Genomic DNA, 21,089 nt, shown 5'->3' with positions numbered 1-21,089 from the left:
GTGTGAAATAATGGATACACGGCATGATGTAATACAATAAAAAATTTTGACCTCAATCGATAAAGTAATCATGACTTGCATCACTAAGTACTTTCTTACAGATTGACACGTAAATCATGAAATTTTTGAATGCAAATGGAGTAATTAAGGAGTAAAATATTATCCCCTAGGGGGGGATACTGTCAATAAAAAAACTTAGGTTTTTATCGGGAATAATCATATTCCCTAGAGGAAGGACACTATCATTATGAAAAAACCGCACATACACGCTTCTCATCCAGCCGTTATCACACGCCTTAAAAAAGCGAATGGTCATCTGAGTAGTACGATAGAAATGTTGGTAGAGGGTCGAACCTGTCTTGATGTAGCGCAGCAGTTGCAGGCTGTAGAAAATGCGATTCATCAAGCTAAAAAAGTTTTAATTCAAGACCACTTGGATCATTGCCTTGAAGACTTATTAGGGTCTGTTGATAAAAACCAGCAGGACTCTATAGATGAGTTTAAGGAAATAACCCGTTATCTATAAGGTCAACCGGCTGAAATAAAGAGGCATCGGATGCTTAGTATCTTTGTGAATCGAACCTATCGCCACTTGTTTGCCGCGCAAGTGATTGCTCTGATTGGTACTGGTCTAGCTACCGTGGCGTTAGGATTGCTAGCATTTGATTTGGCTGGGAATAATGCTGGGGTCGTTATGGGAACCGCATTGGCCATCAAGATGATTGCCTATGTTGGTGTCGCACCCATTGCAGCAGCCTTTGCCGAACGGTTGCCCAAACGCACGATGTTGGTAACGCTGGATGTGATAAGAGCAGGTGTAGCCCTGCTTTTGCCGTTTGTTTCTCAAATCTGGGAAGTTTACGTACTAATCTTCGTGTTGCAAGCCGCCTCAGCGGCTTTCACGCCTACTTTTCAAGCCACCATTCCTGATGTTCTACCTGATGAAGCGGACTATACAAAAGCTTTATCACTCTCACGCCTTGCGTACGATATGGAAAGTCTGGTCAGTCCCATGTTAGCGGCGGCACTACTGACAGTAATGAGCTTTCACAATTTGTTTACGGGTACGGTGCTGGGTTTTTTAGCCTCTGCCATATTGGTAGTGTCGGTGGTGCTACCAGCGCATGCTGTGCCAGAGCGTCGTAGCATTTACGATAGAACCACGCGCGGTATTCGAATCTATTTAGCCACACCTCGACTGCGCGGATTACTCGCTGTCAATGTTGCCGTTTCTGCCGCAGCGTCTATGGTTTTTGTGAATACAGTGGTGATCATTCAGGGTGGCATGGGACTAACTCAGAGTGCAGTCGCATTAGCATTGGCGAGCTTTGGTGCAGGTTCTATGATTGCTGCATTGGCTTTGCCAAGCTTACTAAGTAAGCTGACAGACCGTAGGGTCATGTTGAGCGGCGTGGGATTGTTGGTTGTTGGTATGTTCGCTGGTACATTGATGATAGGACAAAACTCGCTCATGGCCTTATGGTTTGTGCTAGGTTTGGGTTATTCTGCTGCTCAGACACCTTCTGGGCGCTTGTTATGGCGATCCTCACATCAGGAAGATCGTCCTGCATTGTTTGCCGCTCAGTTTGCCTTGTCCCATGTCAGTTGGTTAGTATTTTATCCGTTAGCTGGTTGGTTAGGTGTTCGCTATAGTATGACCGTAGCTTTTGCAGTACTAGGCTGTGCGGCGGCGCTAGCCGTCTGGGCGGCTTTAAGAGTATGGCCATCTATTGATTTAACAGAGATTGAACACGAACATTCTAACCTACCAGAAGGTCATGCTCATGCCACTGGATCTCCTACATCCAACGGGATACGCCATACCCATCTTTTCGTAGTCGATGACTATCACCCTCGTTGGCCAAGTTCTGGTGATTGATGTCGACTTTGTACATAAGAAGGGGTTGCCATTGCAGAAGCATTGGTGTTTGAAAAGGACGCTACTAAGGACTTTCTTTCCAAAAACCAATGAATATACGGCGCTGATATTATGAAGCTTACTATGCTACTGATTTATCAAAGCACGCTCCTAGATTCAAATCACCCCATTCAGATTTTATTAACTTCAACAGACACGTGAGACAGTTGAGGTAGGGGTTCTGATAATAATTTTTTATATTCTTTCGTACTCAAACCTTAGTATTAAGCACATCACCTAAGTAAAAAAAGAAGCATAAGAAACCCTTCATGCTATACAAATAATAGCATGAAGGGTTTCTTAATATCTTAATTGCTTCAGTGAGCCACACATTATCAATATAATAATGCCTATAAAAACAAAGTAATTATTACCTAATAAATAAGGAATATCGTAAAGATATTTTTTAAGCATTAATGCTAATTATCAAAACAGATAGTCAAAAAAATAGAAATCTACAAGGATTTCTATTTTAATGGAATAAATCAGCGTTTATGATGCTTTTGGTAGATCTTGCTCAGCAGTCTCAACGTTTAAGTTGAAAGCGTTAAGCTCCTCTATCCTATCTGCCTCTTTGTTTAGACTTTTGAATAAAGTAATGCACATAATAAGCAGGTTTTACTATCAGGTCGCTTTATTTACCAAGTTTAAATCTAAACTTTATCTGACATAAATCGAACCATTCTTAGGTTATTCCTATGGATTTGGAGTCGATTTTTCCAAACTTATTATATAACCATTATCCTAAAGCGACCCATCATACTAATTCTGGATACTATCATTAGAATTCATAGTTGCGATCAAATCTGTAAATTTTTCACCTTGGACTGAAACATGTCCTTTTAGTAAGGTTTCGGCTAAATCCTCATCAGTATTGATAATGGCATCTACAATGCTTTGATGTTCTTCAAAAGAATTCTGCATCCGATTATTTACTCGCAGTTGCAGCCGTCTATAGGGGTGTAATCGATTATGCAAGTTGCTCGTTTGCTCTATTAAAAAATTATTATGACTAAGCTGATAAAGAAAAAAATGAAACTTCCTATTGGCTTCGTAATAACTTTCTGTGTTTCCTTCTAAGACATATTCTTTGCATTGGTCATGAAGAGACAAAAGCTCAACTTTTTCCTCTTCATTTATCCTTCTAGCCGCCAATCTGCCACACATTCCTTCAAGCTCTGCCATCACCTCAAACATCTCACACAACGTGACGATGTCCAAAGTAGGTATTATTGCTCCTCTACGAGGTCGGATTTCTACTAATCCTTCAGATGCTAGAAGCTTCAATGCTTCACGGATAGGTGTTCTTGAGACCCCATATTTTTCACAAAGTTTTGCTTCGTCAAGTTTAGTGCCAGGTGGAAGACGACCATAAATAATTTCATCTTCTATTTTTTTACTGACCTGTAATGATAAAGGTAAATCATCAATTAAACTCATAAATCCTCCATTTGTATACAATAAACAATTTAATAAATACAATATGGTTGCGCTTTCAAACCAACTGTATTAGATTATATCAAACAAGTGGGTAGTAGGTGATAGATCCTTCTAAAGGTTTTGAGCTCTATTAAGGCTTATATTCTTTATAAGGTAGGGATAGATAAGGAAATTCGAAGAACCCTAAAAGACACTATCAAACTACAATTATTTGCGCTTGTGCCTAAATCTAGTTGTCACTAGTTTAGATTCTTATTTTATACAGCCCGTATATCAAGTTAGATATTACCGAGAAGGCTGTCATGATATCCAAGGAAGGTTTTTATGATCATATATGGTACTGCTTTATTGGCAGTTAGTTATTTGCTAGGAGTTTTTCTTGGTGGATTGCTAGGACAAATATTAGGGGTTGACGCTAATATTGGTGGTGTAGCTATCGCAATGATTCTACTAATTGTCGGCAAAGAAATGCTTGCTAAAAAAGGTTATCTACCTAAGTCGACGCAGTTTGGTGTTCTATATTGGGCAGGTATGTACATCCCTATCGTTGTTGCGATGGCTGCAGGACAGAACGTAGTCGCTGCACTATCTGGCGGAATGGTAGCAGCTGTTGTTTCTGTTATTGCGCTTACTGCAACTGTCTTTGTCGTACGCTTACTTAATAATATTGGTAATGATTACGATACATTTACTTGGGATGATACTGAAGAGTATCGCGACCAATTGTGAGTGTTTCATCACTACTATTAACACTATAAGAAAACTGAAACTACCAATTCAATCGCCCAATGGAGTAATTAAATGGACTTAATTATAGAAACCCTCACTAAAAATGCCTTTGTAACTGCTCTAGCAGTAACAGGCCTGGTGATGCTCTTCTCTCAAATACTATCCAAGTACCTAACCAACAATAAACTACAGTCATCTGCAATTGCTATCACCCTTGGTTTGGTTGCTGCTTATTTTGCAGGTCTATATACGAATGGTAGCAAGGGTATTTCCGATATAGAAATTTTCTCTGGATTTGCTCTTCTAGGTGGCGCGATGCTGCGAGATCTTGCCATTGCATCTACTGCTTTTGAAGTGGACGTTAAAGAAATAAAACGTGCTGGGAAAATCGGTATTATTGCCTTGATATTAGGTTGCGTTATACCGTTTGTGGTAGGGGCCGGTGTTGCATGGACATTAGGCTATAGAGATGCTGTCTCTATGACTACCATTGGTGCAGGTGCAATGACTTACATTGTGGGTCCTATTACAGGTACAGCAATTGGAGCAACCTCCGATGTGATTGCTTTATCTATTGCAATTGGTTTGATTAAAGCAGTCTTCTTTATGATCGCAACTCCTTTGCTTGCCAGATTTATGTATCTTAAAAGCCCACGTTCAGCCATGATTTTTGGAGGCTTGGTAGGTACTACTAGTGGAGTAGCAGCTGGCTTGGCAGGTACTGATGTAAGACTGGTTCCATATGGAGCATTAGTAGCCACTTTCTATACGGGGCTAGGTGCTCTATTAGGCCCGTCTATATTTTTCTTAACATTAAACGCAATATTTTAATAAGTAGATAAAGGAAGTCTTATGAAAGCGAATATTGACAAAAAAGTATGGGATACACAAAAAACTAGACGGCTTACCAAACTAAATGCTGCAAAAGACAAAGGATTAGAAAAACTAGTCCCGAGTGATAGAACAATTGAACTACTGGAAACGGTACTTGCACCTGAAGATAAAGTTTGTATTGAAGGTAATAATCAAAAGCAAGCTGACTTTTTATCTGAATGTTTGTCTCAATGTAACAATGAGGTGCTAAACGACTTGCATATATTACAGTCGGTTTTAGCACTACCCAGCCATATCGATATATTTGAAAAAGGTATTGCCAGTAAAGTAGATTTTTCTTTTTCTGGTCCACAAGCATTAAGATTAGCAAAGCTGGTTCAGCAACAAAAAATCCAAATTGGCTCGATTCATACCTATCTAGAGTTATATGGTAGATATTTTATCGACTTAATACCAAACGTGTGCTTGATCACAGCACATGCTGCCGATGCAGAAGGTAACCTGTATACCGGCCCAAATACCGAAGATACACCCGCAATTGTAGAAGCCACAGCATTCAAAAGCGGTATTGTCATTGCACAGGTGAATGAGCTAGTAGATAGCGTGCCCCGCGTTGATATTCCTGCGGACTGGGTAGATTTTTTCATTGTGGCACCTAAGCCTAACTATATAGAGCCTTTGTTTACACGTGATCCTGCCCAGATTACTGAAGTACAGATATTGATGGCAATGATGGTGATAAAAGGTATCTATGCGCCATATCAAATTAAACGCCTAAACCATGGTATCGGATTTAATACAGCCGCCATTGAATTGCTTTTACCTACTTACGGAGCAGAATTAAACCTTAAAGGCAAGATTTGTACTAACTGGGCGCTTAATCCTCATCCGACTATGATTCCAGCGATAGAAAGTGGGTTTGTAGATAGCATTCATAGCTTTGGCTCAGAGGTAGGGATGAATGAATACATTCAAAGTCGTCCTGATGTGTTTTTTACAGGCAAAGATGGAAGTATGAGATCCAACCGTGCTTTTAGTCAAACAGCAGGTTTGTATGCTTGTGATTTATTTATAGGCGCAACCTTACAGATTGACCTACAAGGTAACAGCTCGACCGCGACGGTAGACCGTATTGCAGGTTTTGGTGGGGCTCCCAATATGGGATCAGATCCACATGGACGTAGACACTCTAGCTATGCATATCTTAAAGCAGGTAAAGAAGCCACAGACGGACGCGTTGTAAAAGGTCGTAAGCTCGTAGTGCAAATGGTAGAAACTTACCGTGAGCATATGGATTCTGTATTTGTCGAAGAGCTTGATGCATGGCAATTACAAGAAAAAATGGGAAGTGATTTTCCACCCATCATGATCTATGGCGATGATGTCACGCATATTGTGACCGAAGAAGGGATTGCAAACTTATTATTGTGTCGCACACCAGAGGAAAGAGAGCAAGCTATTCGCGGTGTAGCGGGCTACACACCTATCGGCATGCAACGAGATCATGAAAAAGTTAAAGAATTAAGACAGCGTGGGATTATCCAAAGACCAGAGGATATTGGCGTAGATGCTTCAAAAGCTACTAGAGATCTATTGGCAGCAAAATCTGTTAAAGATCTAGTGAAGTGGTCCAATGGAACTTACTCTCCACCAAGTCGTTTTAGAAACTGGTAAAAATAATACTAAGGATATAACTATGAATGTACTTAATTTCGACTTTATTTCACAGCCAATCGAAAACATCAGGAAAGAAGTTATTTGCGGTGTGGTTGGCTCAGGTAATTTAGAGGTATTAGTAACACCCTTAGCTAATAGTGAAAATAGCAAGTTTATTATTGATACTTCAGTCACAGGCTTTGATCACATTTGGGAGGCTGTGTTACAGGACTTCTCTAGTCGTTATGCAGTAGGTGGATTGGAGTTTAAAGTTAACGATATGGGTGCGACTCCTGCGGTAGTGAGTTTACGATTAAGCCAAGCGATTAACATCTTAGAGGACGAATCACATGGATAATTCACATATTCAGCAAAGCTTTTATGAAAAGACGGCACGTAATCGGATAGCCAGTATTGTTGATAAGAACAGTTTTCAGGAAGTCCTTAAGCCAGGTAGCATACCTGTGAGCCCAAATCTTGCGTCTTTAGATATTGTAGGCAGTTTCGATGATGGTGTCATTATTGGGCAGGCAAAAATTCAAAATGAGCCAGTATACATGATCGCTCAAGAAGGCAAATTCATGGGGGGTGCTGTAGGTGAAATACATGGGGCAAAAATTGTCGGCATGTTACTCAAAGCTATTGAGGAAAAGCCTAAAGCCATCATATTTTTGGTTGACTCAGGTGGTGTTCGCCTTCACGAGGCAAACGCTGGTTTGATCACTATTTCTGAGATTATGCGTGCGATGTTAAAGGTTCGCAATGCGGGCATTCCTATTATTACCGTCATTGGTGGTACGAATGGTGCCTTTGGTGGCATGGGTATATGTGCGTGCCTAAGTACGCACGTTATCATGACAGAAGAGGGACGTTTAGCCCTTTCAGGTCCTGAAGTCATTGAAACTATTAAGGGTGTAGAAGAGTTTGACTCTAAAGACAGAGCTTTAGTCTGGCGAGTGACGGGCGGCAAAACACGTTATCTGCTCGATCATGTCGACTTTTTGGTTGAGGATGATATTGAAGATATTAAACAAGGGATTGTTGAAGCTCTTCAGCAACCTGCTGTGGATTTAGATTTAGATTATTTACAGCAACAGCAAGCCGCATTGCAAAGTCAGTATGATCAGTGGTTTGGAGAGAAAGATAGCATACCAATTTGGCAATCGATGAACATAGACAACCCTGAATCTATCTCCATGCTTAGCGCTCAACAGATTAGAGCTATTAAAAAAGGATAATGTCATGCAAATGAAAACAATTTTAGAAGCGCTTTTTCCTAACGAGCTTGAGTATCACATTGATAATTCAATGATACGAGGTAGTGCAGATACTAAACTTGGGAAAGTTGAAATTATTGGTACAGTCGATTCTGCAGCTATGAACCAGCTGATTGCAATGACCCTTGCAAATGAGATATTAGATGTCATAGCAAAAGGTCAAAAAACACCTATCGTATTTATTGTAGACACGATGGGGCAAGACTCATCGAGAGCTGACGAGCTGTTATGTTTAAATAGAACATTTGCTCATCTAGCATCTTGTGTAGACTTGCTCAGACGTAGCGCTCATCCAAATATAGCCATTGTCTTGGGTGAGGCGGTTAGTGGCGGGTTTTTATCTTATGGTCTTATGGCAAATCAAGTATTTGCTATGCAATCAAGCCAAGTTAAAGTAATGGACTTAAATGCGATGTCCAGGGTAACCAAAATACCGTTAGATAAACTGAAATCCTTGTCACAGACATCAGCCATTTTTGCTCCAGGTGTAGAGAATTATTATGCAATGGGAGCAGTTGATGATATCTGGAAAGAGCTTGATGGACATCTTGTAGAAAATGCTCTTGAATCCCAACTGATACATATTGATGATTTTCTTACAGATGATCGCCGACAAGTAGCAGAAGAAAGAAAAGGGCGTTTATTATGCAATGAGATTGTTCAGTCGGTTTTAACGGCTTAATGCTAAACAGATTTTTATAGAGGTGAGATGTATGCAACGTCATGATTTAGTTTACTTACAACCACATGAATCATACGATTTTATGAATGCATCTCTACCTTCATCTGTGACGACAGCTGTTGGTAAGATGATTGAATCTCAACAGCCATTAACTGCTTGTAGACAAGATATTAATAGTGTAATCAAAGTTGCTACTAGTTATATAGAAGACGGTCGTAAATATCGTTTAGCACTAAAGCTATCTAAAACGCCTGAAGTCATCACTTCACCTTTAGCACTTGAGGCTTTGATATCTCAATTACCGCAAGCGATTCAAAAACATACTCAAAAATTTATCGAACGCTGCTCTCATTTAGGTTGTGATGTGCGTGTCTATGGCTCCTTTGCCAATCAATATTTTACTGGTTTGCCTTTTGTGAAACCAACATCAGATTTGGATGTTTTAATCGTTGCACACAGCAATAATATCTCACAAATATTATTAGAAATGGAAGCCTTTAACCTACTTGCTAAATCTGCCGTGGGTTTAAAAATTGATGGGGAGATAAGATTACATGGATGTAACGACATATCTTTTAATGAACTAATCTACGCCATTATGTTTGATATTCCAACCGTTTTAGTGAAAACCCTTTGTGATATCAAGCTTCAAAAAATAGACGTATTACTAGGATGGAATACTGATGAATTTGAAGACTTTATTAGATCAAACAAACAAACCTTTATTGCCCACACAGGCAGTCTGGCAGCAGATTGATAATTTAGCACTTGAAGCTTTATATGATGAATTAAGTCTTGAAAATAAACCGGGTCTTGTCTGTCCTTCAAGCAATGGTAGTCACACAGATATGAACCACCATACCTTTATAAATAGCATCACCTCTTTGAAAGGATATTTTTCCACTTTAAGTCAGTTTGGCTATGACGATAGGCCATTCGATGACTTAAAAAATATGGGAATTTACCAAGAAGAAAAAATGAGGGAGGCTACCAACAATATTAACACTCATAAAGGTGCAATATTTAATCTGGGTTTTGTATGTGCGGCGATTGGTAGGTGCATACAAGCAGAAATACCGTTAACAGCTATCAATATTTGTGAGCAATTGGTTGACAGGTGGCAGTTTGATTTAACGACTCGTTTGAAGCGTGAGCCAGATAGTCACGGTCAAAAAATGTTCAAGAAGTACGGTATAACTGGTGCTATCGAAATGGTTTCTAATGGCTTTGAGGTTATTTTAACTGACGTTTTACCATGCTTCTATGACACTATTTATAGCACGCGAGATTTTGAAAAAGCCAGTATACAAGCATTAATGACACTGATATCTGTATTATCAGATACTAATATTGTGTGGCGGGGCGGGATAAAAGACTTAGAAAATGCTCAAGCGTTGGCGAAACAGTTTTTGCAGCAAGGGGGTGTTCATCAATCAGATTGGCGCCAAAAAGTAAGTAATATCAATCAGTATTTTATTCATCATAACCTCAGCCCAGGTGGTAGTGCTGATCTATTGGCCGTCACGATATTCTTTTATAAGGTGGAAAATGAATTTAATTATCCTATTTAGTGGGCAAGGCCTACAAAGCCAAAAGCACGTGGATGAAGTACTGACCTATACTTCGGAGCACGACCAATCGATTCTAAGCGCTATGGTACCAGAGCTATTCGGTGAAAATTCTGATAGTGATAAGTTGTTTGATAACAAAGTTGCGCAACCGTTTATTTATACTTTGCAATACTATCGATGGCATCAGCTACGTCAATTGATTGCAGCACCAATGGCTTTTGCTGGGTATTCTTTAGGAGAGGTAAGTGCCTTTTGTTGTAGTAGCCAGCTCACATTTGAGGAAGGGCTAGATTTAGTTAGTAAAAGAGCCAACCTTATGCAGCAAGAAGTAACAGAGTCTAGTGGGCTATTAGCAATCAAAGGTGTGCCTGATAGTAAATTGGATCAACTGCTTGAAGAGAGCAAAACCTATCTATCTATCAAGATTAATAGAGACCAATTTATTATAGGTGGTCATAAGAAAAATCTTGAACAGGCAGCAAGAATTTCTCAAACACTAGGTGCGCAAAGTGTGCAGCTGTTAAATGTGTCAGTACCATCACATACGGTAATGATGCAGGGTGCGTCAGCAGAGTTCCGTAAATATACAGACTCATTAGCTTTATCCGCTATGACAATACCGATTGTTAGTGCGACTGAAGGCGTAAGGTACAGCGAGACAAATCAAGGTTTAGATATCTTGTCACGTCAAATCGATCACGCATTAGATTGGTACTGTTGTATGGAAAATATTGAAGAGTATCAGCCAAGCATGGTGATAGAAATAGGTCCAGGCAATGCTTTGTCTAGAATGGTAAATAACTTGCTCCCCCATGTGCCTTGCAGAAGTTGGGATGACTTTCGTAATTTAGATGGGTTGAAAGAGTGGATAGAAAGAAATAGCTAAGATTCTAGTTGATGGCTTGTATCATTTAAAGCCTGATACCTGATTTGTTTAATAAGTCTATCGTATACGAATAATTATAATAAAAAGTAGGCTATATGATGTTATATGTGTGGTTTGTCATTGCAGGTGCGTTCGCGGGCGTCAGTGCTGGCTTGTTCGGTGTGGGCGGCGGCATGATTATTGTGCCAGTACTAGTGTGGATTTTTACTGCGTATCATTTCCCTCCTGAAGTGATTACCCATTTAGCGATTGGTACTTCTCTTGCGACTATTGTTGTGACATCTATCAGTTCCCTGACGGCACATCATAAGCGTGACGGTGTACGCTGGGAAGTTTGGCGTAGTATGGCATTAGGTCTAGTCCTTGGTGGTTTAGTTGGAGCAGGTATTGCCGATATGATTGATGGCAAGGTATTGCAAATTATTATTGGTATTGGTGCATTATTAATGGCTTTAAAGATGTTGTTCTTATCTAGCAAAGAGCAAGTGGACAAGCCATTACCGCACGCTGGTGTACAGTTTGGTGCTGGTACGGGGATTGGTATGGCATCGTCTATTTTCGGTATCGGTGGTGGTAGTTTGACTGTTCCATTTTTAAATTGGGCAGGACTGCCAATGAAGCAGTCAGTTGGAACCTCAGCCGCTTGTGGTTTGCCAATTGCTTTGGCTGGAGCAGTAGGTTTTGCATGGTTTGGTCAAGACGTGGTTAACCTTCCTGAAGGTACGATAGGCTTTGTACATGTTAGTGGGTTTTTATATGTCTCAGTTGCCAGCTTCGCTATGGCAAAAGTCGGTGCCAAGCTTGCGCATGTATTGCCAGCCTTGATGCTTAAACGTGCATTTGGAGTATTATTATTGTTCGCTGGCGGGCAGTTATTGTTGAGTGGTATTGGGGTATTGTAAGTGTCTTAGCTTAAAAAGCTATTTGTTAGACATTTTTTATACCTAGGTTAATGTCAGTACTTACAGTGATGGACATAGAGTTTTGACCAATAGTATTTGAAGTCCACAAACTTATAAGACCACCTCATAACTCGTACTACGTCCTGAAGCGGCAGACTTTTCTAACATACCTTTTTCTACCAAATCATTAATATCTCTTAAGGCGGTATCTGTTGAACACTTCGTCATCGTCGCCCATTTTTTGGTCGTGAGTTTGCCATAAAAGTCAGTCAGTAATATATTGAGCATCTTTACTTGCCTTGGGTTCAATGGTTGCTGACGATAGGTCTGCCAAAAGCTTGCTTTGCTGATAATTTTATTCGTTGTTGTTTGTGCTGATAGCAATGCTTGCTCTAGTGCTTGTAAAAACCAAACCAACCATTCAGTAATATCTGAATCCCCTTTTTGAGTACGTTCTAGTATTTTGTAGTATTCATTACGCTGTTTAAGTATTTGAGCTGACATACTGTAAAAACGTTGCATACTATCATCACTTTGCGCTAGCACCCGTTCAGTTATTGCACGAGTCAAGCGGCCATTGCCATCATCAAAAGGATGCAATGTGACAAACCATAGATGAGCGACACCCGCTTTAATGACAAGGTCTAAATTATCTTGCTCATCAGCTGGCGTATTGAACCATAATAGGAAGCGCTCTAGTTCTATAGATAATCTATCTGCACTTGGCGCCACAAAATGAACCTGTTCACGCCCGTAGCCACCAGATACCACTTGCATAGGTCCTTTACTATCATCACGGATTTCTCCTGCTTTAATACTATACAGTCCACTATATCCTGTCGGGAACAAAGCGCTATGCCATCTCAGTAAATCATTCAATGTCAGCGGCGTTTGATAATCACAAGTGGCTGCAAGCATCATCTCAACAACTGCATCAATCTCGCGCGTAGCAGCGGGCATGCCACTAGTATCTAAGCCTAAGTGACGCGCAACAGAAGAACGTACTTGCTCATCATTTAACGTCTCACCTTCAATCTCAGACGTTTTAACGACTTCAAGAGTGACAGCATCTAACTGTGCTTCAACGTTCAAATCAAACCCTAACGTTAATAGTTTGCCAAGCAGGTGTCCCTGTAGCATCCGCAAACGACTAACTAGTGGCAATAGTTTTTTATCCGACCATTGCCATTGTGTCCAGTCTGATCTTTCATGGATGTAGGTCACATGCTTCATGATTTCCCCTAAGTTATACGGTAATTAGAAGTTTATTCTCTGCATATTATGCAGAGAATAAAAGGTTTGTTCAATGTATTTCAACTATGAATAAGCGCTCTAAAAGGTATCAAATGAAAGAATAGAGTGAATAAATTAGCTCTAATGGACGAAAATCTAGGTTAGTTCTAACATAATTCAGGAAAGAGTAGGGGTCAAAGAACTGTAAAATGGCAGTGACCAATTACGAGTTAAATATTAATGCATGTTAATTTTGTACTGATTTTTATTGCGAGTATAAAGCTATAAGCCTTTAGAGACAGTGCATGTAAGATTATGCCTTTTAAGAATAGTTGCTTGACCTACCTTGACATGGTAGAGGTCAGCAGTTCGAATCTGCTTATGCCTACCAAATTCGAAAGTCCCAATCTTATGATTGGGACTTTTTTTATGCCTGTAATATATGGGCTATAGTGGAAAATCTTTGCTTGCGGCACTCTATAATCAAGGTTGTTTAATTAGCTATAAATTACCTGAAAAAGCAACGATGAATAAAACTAGATTAATCTATAAATAGCCTTATACTTAAAAAATCATATGAGCACATATTGCAATAATCGGTAATGAAATAATGGTTCTTAATAGAAAAATTATTAATAACTGAAAAAAGCTCACTGGAATTTTGGTTCCCAAGATCAATCCACCTACTTCCGACATATAGATCAACTGAGATACTGACAAGCAAGCGATGACAAATCGAGTTAATTCTGATTCTATTGAAGAGCCGATAATCGCAGGCAAAAACATATCGGCAAAACCTACCATGATCGTTTTCGACATTTCTGCTGCAAAAGGTATATTCAATAACTCTAAGAATGGGATAAACGGCATACCTAAATAATCAAATACAGGTGTTTCTTCGGCAACGATTAAGCCCATCGTCCCGATTGCCATAACGACGGGTAATATTCCGATCCACATATCCAAAATATTTTTTAACCCATCCTTTAAGAAGGTAGAAAAACTTGGACTCTTTTCTGCTTTGTGAACGGCTTTATGCAAACTGTGCGTAAATAACGTTTTTCCTTCAGGAATAGTTTCATGATCTCTATCACTATTCTCGACTACATACGTATTGTCAATTTTAGATAAAGGCAATAACCTTGGTACTATCAAAGCACAAACGATCCCGCATAAAGCAACCACCCCAATCATATTGAGAAAGTAGCTTTCTAGCTTAACTTGAGAGATGACAACCAAACAGAATGTAATCGAGACTGCTGAAAAACTGGTAGCAATAACTGCCGCTTCTTTTTTAGTATAAAACCCACCTTCCAATTGTTTATCAGTTAATAATACGCCAATGGTTCCATCACCCAACCATGATGTTAAACAATCTACAGAGGACCTACCGGGCAAACCAAATAGAGGTCTCATCACTTTACTTAATAAAACACCAAAAAACTCTAATAAGCCAAAATCAAGTAGTAATGGTAGCAATAATCCAGCTAAGAAAAATACGATAAAAAGTATTGGCATTAATTCATATAATATTAAGCCCCCGATACTATCTGAATATATGAATTCATAACCATATTTGAAATAGGTAACGACAACAAAAAATGCACCAAGCATTCTAATAATAAGCCAAGGTGTTGTGACGTTCAGTAAGTTATTTAAAAATGCATTATTTAAAATCAATGAAGGTTTCATGATTTTAGTATAGAGCGTACAACACAATGTAATCATAATTGAGATTACGACGAACAGTGGCAAAAGGTCACCCATGTAACCTTGTATATAGTCCTTTAACACAGAGATAGGAATGGTAAATCCTTCTGCATATGATACAAATCTACCATCTACATATGGAATTGGAAATACGAAAAGCATCAAACCTATTATAGATGGTATAAAGAATTTTAAAAACTGTCTGATATTGATACTGCTAACACCTTGACTCGAAGCACTGGCTTTAATAATGTCCATATTATTGTTACTCGCAGTCCATTTTTTAACTAACCTAAAGAAATATTTGCAATAAATATACTTAGGTTAGATGCTTTAACTCATTTTAAATAACTTCACACTAGTAATTATTTAAAAGAGACTGTGTCACTTTTTCTAAAATTTTAAATATTCTGGTTGAGTCATCTTTTGAATTGTTATACAAAGGATTGATTTCTGCCATTTCCCAACAGCATACTTTCTTATTCTTGATTAATTCTATGTTGAGTTGCATTGCTTGTTCATATGACAGGCCATTCATTGCAGGCGTACCTGTTCCTGGAACATATAAAGGATCCACACTATCAACATCAAATGAGACATAAATGTGATCGCAATATTCCAATTTTTTGAAGATTTCCTCTACTGTGGAACTGATTCCTTTTTGAGTTATCTCAGCAACGGTATATAAAGGGATTTTATGTCTTTTAATTAAATCCATCTCTTCTTCTTGATAATCTCTAACGGCACAAAAAACCACATTTTCAGGCTTGATTGATGGCTCATCAGAAGCCATAAATTTTAATCTCTCCCAATACTCCTTTTCTTTTTCAGAAAGCTCATTTCGCTGACATTCCAGATTGTCAATTGCACAAGCCATAGCCAAAGGCATTCCATGCATATTTCCTGAGCCACTGGTATATGGTGAATGAAAGTCAGCATGTGCGTCTATATAGACCACACCAATTTCAGAATTGGGATGCGCCATCTTAAGGCCATGCATCGTTCCTGCACAACTAGAATGATCTCCAGCTAAAACAATTGGGAATTTATTCTCATTTCTTATATCTTTTATTTTATGTGCTAACTTAGAGATAATCGGTTCAATCACATCAGCATATTTTGCATGCGCAAATTGTGATTCCCCTTCACTATTACTATCATCCTCAATACTGTCGAATTGCAATTTTTCAAAATAATCTGCATTGAGTTCTTTTGATGACGATTTTAATGCATCAATTCCTAGAGAAGCGCCTTTTTTATATCCTGCAATATCTGAATAAACTTCTACTATTCTTATATTTTTCATCATATCAGTCATGATTTTGTCTCTATTAAAAAAAATAAATTTTTTATATCATTTAAATTTGGGGTTAAATTGATTTTTCTATATTAAAGCTCTTGAAAAATAGCAGATAGATTTAAAATAATAAACATATCCATAACTGTCCAAGAGCCTTGCTAAACATAGATAAAATTTAAAAAATGATGTTGGTTTTAAACGTTACACAAAATGAGAAGGGCTTATTTTTTTGTATAGTCGATACTAAATAAAACGGATACATTATTTAATAACGCGAAACTGGTATAAATTTTTCTGGCTTGCTGTGCCTACACCGACAGAGGCTGTAAAAAATTCTTCCCAGTCCCGCCGTATCTTTTTCATATTGGACTGACTATATTAATTACTTATGACACAGCCATAGCTTCATTGGTCACTATGCTATGGTCTTTCACTACCGAGTATAGATTTTTAGGGTCAGCTTGCTGAGGTATCAGATCTAAAATCTCATATCCTCCTTGCTCTCTGATCAAGTCGCGTAAAAATACCAAAGCCGTAAAGTCTTCTGAGGCAAAACCAACGCCATCAAACACTATGAGATCATCAGCTGACGTTCGAGCTTGCACTTCACCTTTGAGGATTCGATGAAATTCAATAACAGGGAAGTCGCTTGATAGATTTTGGATCTCTCCCTCAATGCGTGTCTGAGGCTCAAACTCTACAATCACACGATCTGCTCGCATTAATATATTGCTATCCAGCTCTGTCTTACCAGGACAATCACCGCCTATCGCATTGATATAAACACCTTTTATAATTATATCGTCTCGTAAAATAGTGGCATTTGTTTTATCAGCCGTACAGGTAGTAATGATCTCTGCACCTAAAACAGCTTCTTCTAACGTGCGACAAACAATCACTTTCAAACCTGAGTCTGAAAGGTTATCAGCCGTTTTCTGTGATGCCGCTGGGTCAATATCATACAAACGAACTTCTGAGATACCCATTATGGCTTTCATACCCAACGCTTGAAATTCAGACTGAGCACCGTTTCCTATTAACGCCAGTTTTGTAGCGCCTTTTGGTGCACAATGTTTGGCCAACATAGCTGATGTGGCAGCCGTACGTAATGCCGTAAGGATACACATTTCTGTCAGCAAAATAGGGTACCCGTTTTCAACATCAGACAAGATACCCATAGCCGCTACGGTCTGTAAATTTCGTTTGGTATTAATTGGATGACCATTGACATATTTACAAGCAAACATCTCTCCATCGCTTACAGGCATGAGCTCTATGACGCCGTCTTTTGAATGCGAAGCAAAGCGAGAAGATTTCTCGAATTGATCCCAACGAAGGAAATCTTGCTCTAAAGCATCCACTAGATCTGTGATACATTGCTCAACGCCATAATCATGAATCATTTTAGCCATCGCTTGTACACTAACGAATGGAACGCCTTCCTTGGGTGGTACGATAAATTTAGACATTAATTCTGTTCCTTTTCATGAATATTGTTTATTGAACCGACAATTAATATCCTACCAACTATAATTGTCAGTTAAAATGTCAATAAGTTATTAAATATGGACATTTTTTTGGCATATTGTTAGGTGCTATTTAGCATAATGTCAAAACTCAATGAAGGAAGCATTTTTATGGCGTATTACACTTATGACTCTTTAGATAGCGAACTGATATCTGAACTTCGACAAGATGGTCGAGCAACCATCTCAAACCTTGCTAAAAAACTCAAAGTCTCTCGTGCCACTATCCAAAACAGATTGGATAGATTGATTCATAACGGTGCTATTTTAGGATTTACGATTCGAGTGCATGAGGCACTAGACAAAGAAACCGTCAAAGCTATGATGATGATTGAAGTAACAGGAAAGTCTACGTCACAAGTGATTAGGAAGTTACGAGGCATCCCGCAACTCATTAAGCTACATACGACAAATGGTGCGTGGGACTTGGTAGCAGAGATACACACTACAAGCTTGAGAGAATTTGATGAAGTGCTGCGTCAAGTAAGAGAGATTGATGGCATTTTGAATAGCGAAACAAGTGTTCTGCTTTCGAGTTTGTAATGTGACCATATTTAAAAATAGAGGTATGCTGAAGAAACCGTAGAACCAAACTTGATAAACTGAACGTATTAACAGGAGTTTATTCATATATCTTGTTTTAATGTAATAGACTTGCACTCAGTATAAAACCCCTTCAAAGTTCATAGTTTTTGCTATAAATCTAATTCGTACTACGTCCTGAAGCAGCAGACTTTTCTAACATACCTTTTTTTACCAAATCATTTGAGTGCGATTGTTAGGATGTTTTGGTCGCATCTCATCATCGCAAGCCAATATTTCTATAAATCCTTATTGAGCGCAAAAACTGTTACCTTTCTTTAACTTTCATCAAACTACGTAACGTATATACCAGCTATGATAGCAATCAGTCGGCATAATAGCCTGAGCGAGCTTAGAGTCACAAACAGTGCTTTAAATTATTCGTTAGTCGATCTTGACACTAATTAAAAACGCACTTTAAAAATTGATAGAGACCTCTAATGAAACAGACCTTGTTTATATTGTTAGCCACATTACTCAGTGCAACAAGTTATTCTGCCAATGCTATGGTGCCGAGTATCGCCTTTGCAGATGAGATGAATGATATTCAAAAACCAGCTACATCTACTGAATTAAAAAAAATGAGACTGGAGTGTCGAGCTAATTTGGATATGGATAGGTCACAAGTTCGCCTAAGCGTTACTGAAAAAGAAGCGATGAAGAAATGTATAGCAAGTAAGCAGGCTTAAGGTCAAAGACTAATAGTTATAAACGATAAGTAAAGATCAGCTAATTTAAGGCAGCTTGCAAGAGGTTTTGTTGAAGTAGAAACTTTTTTCTATTTGCGTTAGATAACCGTTAAAGATATACGAAAGCAGATACTATAAATAGTATCTGCTTTTTTTTAATTTAAAAATCTATTATTTCAGCAACCACTAGCTTTGCGGGGTAATTAAGTATTTCTCACCTGTCGCTTGTTTAGAGTAAGCCGCTATCGAATCCAATTGTAGCGCCTCTGCCAATGACACTTCATGGGTGTAGCGACTAGCAAAGGTGGTGGTGATTTCTTCTGCCACACGTTTACGCATCGACATGACCGTTTCAGTGCCTAGTTTGCCTAGTGCATTGAATAACAAGAAGCCGTTAACACCCCAAGCAAAACCGAAGTTACGATTTAGCGTAATAGGGCCACGGTTTAATCCGCCATAAACATAAACTTGTTTGAATGTATTAGAGCCATACACATTGTATTCTTCGACATCGCGAGTGATTGCCGCTTCCATGCAGTTCAGGATATCGCTGGCTAATTGACCGCCACCGATAGGATCAAATGCAATCGTAGCAACCGTTTCAGTAATTGCTGCCGTCAAGTCAGCAAGGAAAGAATCTTTGCTTGAGTTAACCACATATTTTGCGCCCATATCACGTAGCAAGGTTTCTTGTTCTTCTTTGCGTACGATGTTGATTAAATCAATGCCATCAGCCATACAAATACGGTTGAGCATTTGACCCAAGCTAGAGGCAGCTGCCGCATGAATGATGGCTTTGTGACCTTCGGCACGCATGGTTTCAACCATTGCCAGTGCAGTCAGCGGATTCACAAAAGAGGAAGCGCCTTCTTTAGCGGTTGTGCCGTCTTTTAATACTAAGCAGCTTTGTATGTTGGCAGATAAATATTGACGATAAGTACCGCCGCCAATCACCGCTACTGTTTTACCCATCAATGCTTGTGCTGCAGGTGATGACCCTGCTGCAACCACGGTTCCTGCGCCTTCATTGCCTACAGGTGTGTCTTTGCCAGCACGCGTTTTCAGCGCTGGCATGAACTGCGCGGCAACGTCCGCCGTGATAACGGGACGATCTTCTGTACCTGACTGAGTCGCTGTGGACATATCAGCGGCGCTAAACAACACTGCTTGGTCAGACGGGTTTAATGGCGCCGCTTCAATGCGTACAACGACTTCGTCAGCACTCGGTTGTGGCATGTCGATGTCTTGTAAAGATAGCGTTAGTTTGTTGTCTGCGCTGATGGTTGAGACTAGTTGGGTGTTTGTATCGGTCATCGTGTTTTGCTCCTGCAAATAATTAATGGTGTTAAACCAATCACTTTTTATATTGGTCAAAGTATGTGTTATTGAATTTAAATAAAGCTTAGGGCTCGTTTTTTTTGCTAAAACTAATCGGCATTGGCTGCATTGACTGCGTTGACTGCGTTGACTGCTTGAATTTGCTCTTTTACCCTCTGCATAAACTCAGGCATGTTTGCCAAGCGATCTGCTTCTATTGTTTGAGCAATGGCAGATTGACTCATCGCTTCGTTCCACTCTTTCATACCTGGTATCTCTGCCAATACATCCCAGTCAAGTTGCTTTGAGGCAAAATTGCTAACAATGGTGCTAACGTAATAAACGTAGATATCAGCCATGGTAAATTGCTCGCCAGCAATCCAAGGTGAAAACTGACTTAGGCGATTTAAAGCAACAATGCCACGCTCTAATACTTGGCGTACTTCCGCTACAACAGGCTTAGGAATAGCCGTACCTGAAAAGGCAAAAGGAATCAGGCGTCTGCTTGGCAGCTCTAAATAAAGCTCTGCTATTTTCATAATTTGATGCACGACCGCACGTTCGCCAGCATCTGTAGGGTATAGAGGAGTGTCAGGATAACGCTCTTCGATAAAGTCACAAATGACACTCGATTCTGAAAGATTAAGGCCCTCAGGCGTTGTGATAGCAGGTACTTTGCCAACTGGACTGACTGCCAGCAATTCGTCACTACCACCGTAAACCAGATTTTCTTGAAATGGCAGTTGTTTATATAAAAGGACATGTTTTACTAGGTTGTAATAGTTGCTAGCAGCAAAGCCGTGCAAAGTAATCATCAGTCAGTTATCCATTATTAAG

The 21,089-nt window shown here is 39.3% G+C and carries 21 protein-coding genes; 14 read left to right on the top strand and 7 right to left on the bottom strand.

Annotation, left to right across the window (positions count from 1 at the left end; all coding sequences use genetic code 11):
- Positions 1–247: 247 nt before the first annotated feature.
- Together AK823_RS10660 and AK823_RS10655 are read left to right on the top strand one after the other, a co-directional pair.
- Entirely contained in the window at positions 248–526 is a 279-nt protein-coding gene (locus AK823_RS10660; protein WP_068329102.1) for a metal-sensing transcriptional repressor, read from the top strand.
- A gap of 30 nt (positions 527–556) precedes the next feature.
- The gene (locus AK823_RS10655) at positions 557–1,879 is read left to right on the top strand and encodes an MFS transporter (RefSeq protein ID WP_068329098.1); all 1,323 of its coding nucleotides are present in this window, start codon (positions 557–559) and stop codon (positions 1,877–1,879) included.
- A gap of 801 nt (positions 1,880–2,680) precedes the next feature.
- Here the strand turns inward: AK823_RS10655 and AK823_RS10650 are convergent.
- Positions 2,681–3,358 carry a GntR family transcriptional regulator gene (locus AK823_RS10650; RefSeq protein ID WP_068329095.1) on the bottom strand — a complete coding sequence of 226 codons (678 nt, stop codon included), beginning with the start codon at positions 3,356–3,358 and terminating at the stop codon, positions 2,681–2,683.
- 324 nt (positions 3,359–3,682) lie between these two features.
- Between AK823_RS10650 and madL the strand changes: the two genes are divergently transcribed.
- From madL to AK823_RS10600, 10 genes are all read left to right on the top strand, one after another.
- Entirely contained in the window at positions 3,683–4,087 is a 405-nt protein-coding gene (gene madL / locus AK823_RS10645) for a malonate transporter subunit MadL (RefSeq protein ID WP_068329092.1), read from the top strand.
- A 72-nt stretch (positions 4,088–4,159) separates the two neighbouring features.
- The gene (gene madM / locus AK823_RS10640; protein ID WP_068329089.1) at positions 4,160–4,918 is read left to right on the top strand and encodes a malonate transporter subunit MadM; all 759 of its coding nucleotides are present in this window, start codon (positions 4,160–4,162) and stop codon (positions 4,916–4,918) included.
- A gap of 21 nt (positions 4,919–4,939) precedes the next feature.
- Positions 4,940–6,595, top strand: a complete 1,656-nt coding sequence (mdcA, locus tag AK823_RS10635; RefSeq protein WP_068329086.1) for a malonate decarboxylase subunit alpha — start codon at positions 4,940–4,942, stop codon at positions 6,593–6,595.
- 22 nt (positions 6,596–6,617) lie between these two features.
- Positions 6,618–6,935 (top strand): malonate decarboxylase acyl carrier protein, encoded by a 318-nt coding sequence (gene mdcC, locus AK823_RS10630; protein WP_068329083.1) that lies wholly within the window; start codon positions 6,618–6,620, stop codon positions 6,933–6,935.
- A complete protein-coding gene (locus AK823_RS10625) occupies positions 6,928–7,815 on the top strand; it encodes a biotin-independent malonate decarboxylase subunit beta (RefSeq protein WP_068329080.1) in 888 nt (295 codons plus the stop codon). The genes mdcC and AK823_RS10625 overlap by 8 nt, the downstream gene beginning before the upstream one ends.
- Before the next feature lie 4 nt (positions 7,816–7,819).
- On the top strand, positions 7,820–8,536 hold the full coding sequence (mdcE, locus tag AK823_RS10620) for a biotin-independent malonate decarboxylase subunit gamma (RefSeq protein WP_068329077.1): 717 nt from the start codon (positions 7,820–7,822) through the stop codon (positions 8,534–8,536).
- A 31-nt stretch (positions 8,537–8,567) separates the two neighbouring features.
- Positions 8,568–9,293 (top strand): malonate decarboxylase holo-[acyl-carrier-protein] synthase, encoded by a 726-nt coding sequence (mdcG, locus tag AK823_RS10615; RefSeq protein ID WP_068329075.1) that lies wholly within the window; start codon positions 8,568–8,570, stop codon positions 9,291–9,293.
- On the top strand, positions 9,220–10,107 hold the full coding sequence (gene mdcB / locus AK823_RS10610) for a triphosphoribosyl-dephospho-CoA synthase MdcB (RefSeq protein ID WP_068329072.1): 888 nt from the start codon (positions 9,220–9,222) through the stop codon (positions 10,105–10,107). The genes mdcG and mdcB overlap by 74 nt, the downstream gene beginning before the upstream one ends.
- Entirely contained in the window at positions 10,085–10,993 is a 909-nt protein-coding gene (mdcH, locus tag AK823_RS10605) for a malonate decarboxylase subunit epsilon (protein ID WP_068329069.1), read from the top strand. Before mdcB ends, mdcH begins: the two co-directional genes overlap by 23 nt.
- A gap of 98 nt (positions 10,994–11,091) precedes the next feature.
- Positions 11,092–11,895, top strand: a complete 804-nt coding sequence (locus AK823_RS10600) for a sulfite exporter TauE/SafE family protein (protein ID WP_068329066.1) — start codon at positions 11,092–11,094, stop codon at positions 11,893–11,895.
- Positions 11,896–12,006: 111 nt separating this feature from the next.
- On the opposite strand, the gene AK823_RS10595 is transcribed toward AK823_RS10600, so the two are convergent.
- The 4 genes from AK823_RS10595 to AK823_RS10580 form a co-directional block, all read right to left on the bottom strand.
- On the bottom strand, positions 12,007–13,128 hold the full coding sequence (locus AK823_RS10595) for a Fic family protein (protein WP_068329063.1): 1,122 nt from the start codon (positions 13,126–13,128) through the stop codon (positions 12,007–12,009).
- Between the two features lie 564 nt (positions 13,129–13,692).
- Complete coding sequence (locus tag AK823_RS10590; protein WP_068329060.1) at positions 13,693–15,096, bottom strand: YjiH family protein; 1,404 nt, start codon at positions 15,094–15,096, stop codon at positions 13,693–13,695.
- A gap of 100 nt (positions 15,097–15,196) precedes the next feature.
- Positions 15,197–16,156 (bottom strand): arginase, encoded by a 960-nt coding sequence (locus AK823_RS10585; protein ID WP_068329057.1) that lies wholly within the window; start codon positions 16,154–16,156, stop codon positions 15,197–15,199.
- A gap of 368 nt (positions 16,157–16,524) precedes the next feature.
- On the bottom strand, positions 16,525–17,607 hold the full coding sequence (locus AK823_RS10580; RefSeq protein ID WP_068329054.1) for an ornithine cyclodeaminase: 1,083 nt from the start codon (positions 17,605–17,607) through the stop codon (positions 16,525–16,527).
- Positions 17,608–17,775: 168 nt separating this feature from the next.
- On the opposite strand from AK823_RS10580, the gene AK823_RS10575 reads away from it, so the two are divergent.
- A complete protein-coding gene (locus tag AK823_RS10575; protein WP_068037292.1) occupies positions 17,776–18,207 on the top strand; it encodes an Lrp/AsnC family transcriptional regulator in 432 nt (143 codons plus the stop codon).
- Positions 18,208–18,686: 479 nt separating this feature from the next.
- On the top strand, positions 18,687–18,935 hold the full coding sequence (locus tag AK823_RS10570) for a hypothetical protein (RefSeq protein ID WP_068329051.1): 249 nt from the start codon (positions 18,687–18,689) through the stop codon (positions 18,933–18,935).
- A 186-nt stretch (positions 18,936–19,121) separates the two neighbouring features.
- On the opposite strand, the gene AK823_RS10565 is transcribed toward AK823_RS10570, so the two are convergent.
- Together AK823_RS10565 and AK823_RS10560 are read right to left on the bottom strand one after the other, a co-directional pair.
- Positions 19,122–20,249 (bottom strand): zinc-binding dehydrogenase, encoded by a 1,128-nt coding sequence (locus AK823_RS10565; protein ID WP_068329048.1) that lies wholly within the window; start codon positions 20,247–20,249, stop codon positions 19,122–19,124.
- Positions 20,250–20,362: 113 nt separating this feature from the next.
- Positions 20,363–21,067, bottom strand: coding sequence for a glutathione S-transferase family protein (locus AK823_RS10560; protein ID WP_068329045.1), 705 nt, complete (start codon positions 21,065–21,067; stop codon positions 20,363–20,365).
- Positions 21,068–21,089: the final 22 nt, after the last annotated feature.

Source organism: Psychrobacter sp. P2G3, assembly GCF_001593285.1.
Classification (GTDB): domain Bacteria; phylum Pseudomonadota; class Gammaproteobacteria; order Pseudomonadales; family Moraxellaceae; genus Psychrobacter.
Note: the sequence above shows the minus strand (reverse complement) of the source record. Positions and strands in the feature narration are given on the sequence as shown.